Source organism: Nitrosomonas sp. Nm51 (assembly GCF_900111165.1).
Lineage (GTDB): Bacteria > Pseudomonadota > Gammaproteobacteria > Burkholderiales > Nitrosomonadaceae > Nitrosomonas.
The window spans coordinates 1-3090 of sequence record NZ_FOGH01000099.1 but is presented as its reverse complement, the minus strand read 5'-3'; the positions used below and the strand labels follow the sequence as shown (position 1 = coordinate 3090).

General features: G+C 39.6%; 2 protein-coding genes. Both read left to right on the top strand.

The features are described from left to right. Positions 1 to 493: 493 nt before the first annotated feature. Positions 494 to 646, top strand: a complete 153-nt coding sequence (locus BMY60_RS15915) for a hypothetical protein (RefSeq protein WP_177166702.1) — start codon at positions 494 to 496, stop codon at positions 644 to 646. A gap of 55 nt (positions 647 to 701) precedes the next feature. After that, on the top strand, positions 702 to 3041 hold the full coding sequence (locus BMY60_RS14825) for a DUF4011 domain-containing protein (RefSeq protein ID WP_090334674.1): 2340 nt from the start codon (positions 702 to 704) through the stop codon (positions 3039 to 3041). Positions 3042 to 3090 lie beyond the last annotated feature (49 nt).

Here is a 3090-nt window from a genome sequence, read left to right as displayed (position 1 = left end):
TTCGTCAGTGAAAAAGTAATGAATCTGAGTCCATACTGATACATACACTCTCCTGGAAAATGAGTTGATAGGCAATGTAGTGGTTACACAGAAAAACCATTATAGTCTATGTCATTGATACCTCGCTGTTTGTGGGTGGGTGGATGGGTGAGTGAGTTGCGGGTGATTGTGATGCTTGTGTTATTAATTGAAGGGAAGGTGCTGTCGACATATGTGGTTCAGCTAATATTCACCCATTCCGATTTTAAGGTAGTGGGATGGGGGCGTTTGTGTGTGGCGCTTTCTTTTTTGTGGCTTCAGGAACCAATCAGTGAAAATATGCTTTGCGTTTGTTATGGTGAATGTATTAGGGTTGCTAACCTTACAGCCACATTGCAAAATTGTTGTGTTAAAGCATTAATCCGATAGTGCTAAATAAGTTTTATGATATTTTTGCCGAAGTCAGTTCATAGTTGAATAATACTAATAAAAAACTACAATTTTAAGCAATTTAATGCTCAAACTCGCAGGCATCAAAAAGGATGCGCAAATTCTCGGTATCTGGGGTAACGAAATCGTGCGCGTGTTGCAGGCGGAGTCTGCTGGAGACAATGCGCTAACTGTCTATATAGAGACGCCTCAACGAACAATTGTCGTTCCGTTCTGAAGGTAAGAAAAACAAATTTAATTACATTTTTAAATTCCCAATCTAGAAAATAAGTATGAGTACAACTACTGAAGACATAGAAAAAGATCATAATTATCTCTTCAAGATTCTGGATAAGACTCGTCATAAGCTTCTTGATCAGACCAGAAGAAATCGTTTGCTCAATCACATTGAAACTGCACGTGATGTTGCCATTATTGATGAGATGGCAGATATAGTGTTTGAAGATTTGGTAATAAACAGCGGGAGTTTTTACTTTGAGTACCTTGAAAAAGACGAACAAACAACCCCAAAAGAACCTAAACTTTTTGCCGAGTTAGAACGAGGTAGAGCTTTGCCGCGATCGCAGGAAAGTAAACATAATCTAGATTTGCGCTATCGCGATAACAAGTTGCAAACCCCCTTCTCAGAAAAAGAACTTGAACGTCGTTTACGCAGGTTATATCAGGAGCATCGCACCTTGATTGAAGAAACGGGTGCAAATAGTCTTTTTGTGGCGATGGGTTTTCTTGAATGGACAGATACAGAGGAAGAACCAAGGCCAATGCGTTCACCGTTAATGCTTGTGCCAGTTCGTCTTGAACGAGAAGGTTCGGCAGGCCAAGCCAGATATTCACTTAGCTTTGATGATGAGGCGCTGGATTCTAACTATTCGCTCATAGAAAAACTCAAAAATGAATTTGACATCAACTTCCCATTATTGGAGGAAGAAGAGAGGCCAGAGGCCTATTGGGCGCGAGTCAATCAAGCGATAGAACGTCGGAAACAGCACGGCTGGAAGGTTATCCATGAAATGACATTGGGTTTGTTCCGATTTAATAAGCAAATCATGTGGCATGATCTAGATCCTCAACGATGGCCCGAGCATGCCCCGCTTGTCGATAAAAAAGTATTAAAACGAATTTTATTAGGGCCAAAAGAGGGAGAGCCTGAGCCTGGCCAAATAAGAGAAGAATATCCGCAAGATGGGGAGGTGATAGACCCGTCGCTACCGCCTATCAAATTAATTCGTGACGCGGATTCCTCGCAATATTCTTCATTAATAGACTCACTCACATGCGATGGTGGGCTAGTAATAGAAGGACCGCCGGGAACAGGTAAATCACAGACTATTACAAACTTGATTGCAACTGCGTTGGACAATGGTAAATCAGTTTTGTTTATAGCGAAAAAAATGGCTGCTCTGGAAGTGGTATATAAGAGATTAGAAGAAGTTGGGCTTGGGCTATTTTGTTTACAGCTGCATGGTTTAAAGACCAGCAAGAAAGATTTATTAGATTCTGTGGCGCAACGAATCGATTATAGGGCAGATTCTCCTGATAACTTGAAGCAAAAAGAAAAACAGTTAATTCAAGCCCGTAATGAATTGATTACCTATTCAAAGATTTTATCCAAACGGATTGGACCAGAAGAGATCCCTTTATATGACTTGCCTTGGCGGGTAGAGAAGTTACGCCAGGAATTACCAAACGGGATAGATGATATTGAATTTTATGTGGCAACTGATATCAACTATGAGCAGTTTATTGTATTAAAGAATCAATTGAATGACCTCGGAAATGAATGGAGTGCGATCCCAGTAGATACACGAAACGCATGGGCAGGTTTTTTACCAACCAAATATAATGAAAAAAATGCGCAGATTGTAATAGATATTAATTATTTTACTATTAGTGCGTTAAAAGAAATTGATAATTGTTTGCATGAATCGGATGGCCTAAAAAAAGCGCCTGTACTTTTTGAGGCATGTCGCTTGTTAGATCTCGCCGATACACCCCCAGAGCAGGCGGTCAAAGTTATTCCCATTGGATTGGACAGTCGTATTATTCATAGAGTGGTTGTAAACGATGCATTTGAAGACTACAAATCGCTCCTACAGGATATCGCAGAATATTTTAAAGTCGTTGAGAAAGTTAATGAAATATTTGATTACTCAGCTAAGGAGGCTAATCAATATGCGGATATGTTGCAGTTGCATAGTAAACAACTGGCAAATATAGCTTTAGATCACACTGTTCCAATCATTGAGTTAAATTTGCAGTTTAAGGAATTTGACCGCTGTATTAAATACTTGGAGATGCTACCAGTTAACGCTGAGTATGTTACTAGCATGCTTGGCAGAGTAGCGAGAACAATTAATGACTACGCTGAGATAGCGAAAGAAGCAGGAGATTTGGTGCGTGGGCCAGTAGAATTATCACTGCATGGAAATGCAAATCATGCAAAAAGTTCAATTAAAAATTATCTTGAACAGGCAAAACTCAAGTATATAAATTTACAAGAGAGAATTGAAGAATTAAATGTCTTTGTCGTACCAAGAGTAAAAAATTCTGATGAAATTGATGAGATTATTAGACGACAATTAATCTGTCCGGTCAGGCGACAATTATCTTGACCGGTTGAGCGTGGGCGCCAGAATAAGTTCTTACCTATTGGATAGGAGA

Coding starts and splice junctions, on each gene's coding strand:
- BMY60_RS15915 (WP_177166702.1), top strand. CDS start 494: ATGCTCAAACTCGCAGGCATCAAAAAGGATGCGCAAATTCTCGGTATC.
- BMY60_RS14825 (WP_090334674.1), top strand. CDS start 702: ATGAGTACAACTACTGAAGACATAGAAAAAGATCATAATTATCTCTTC.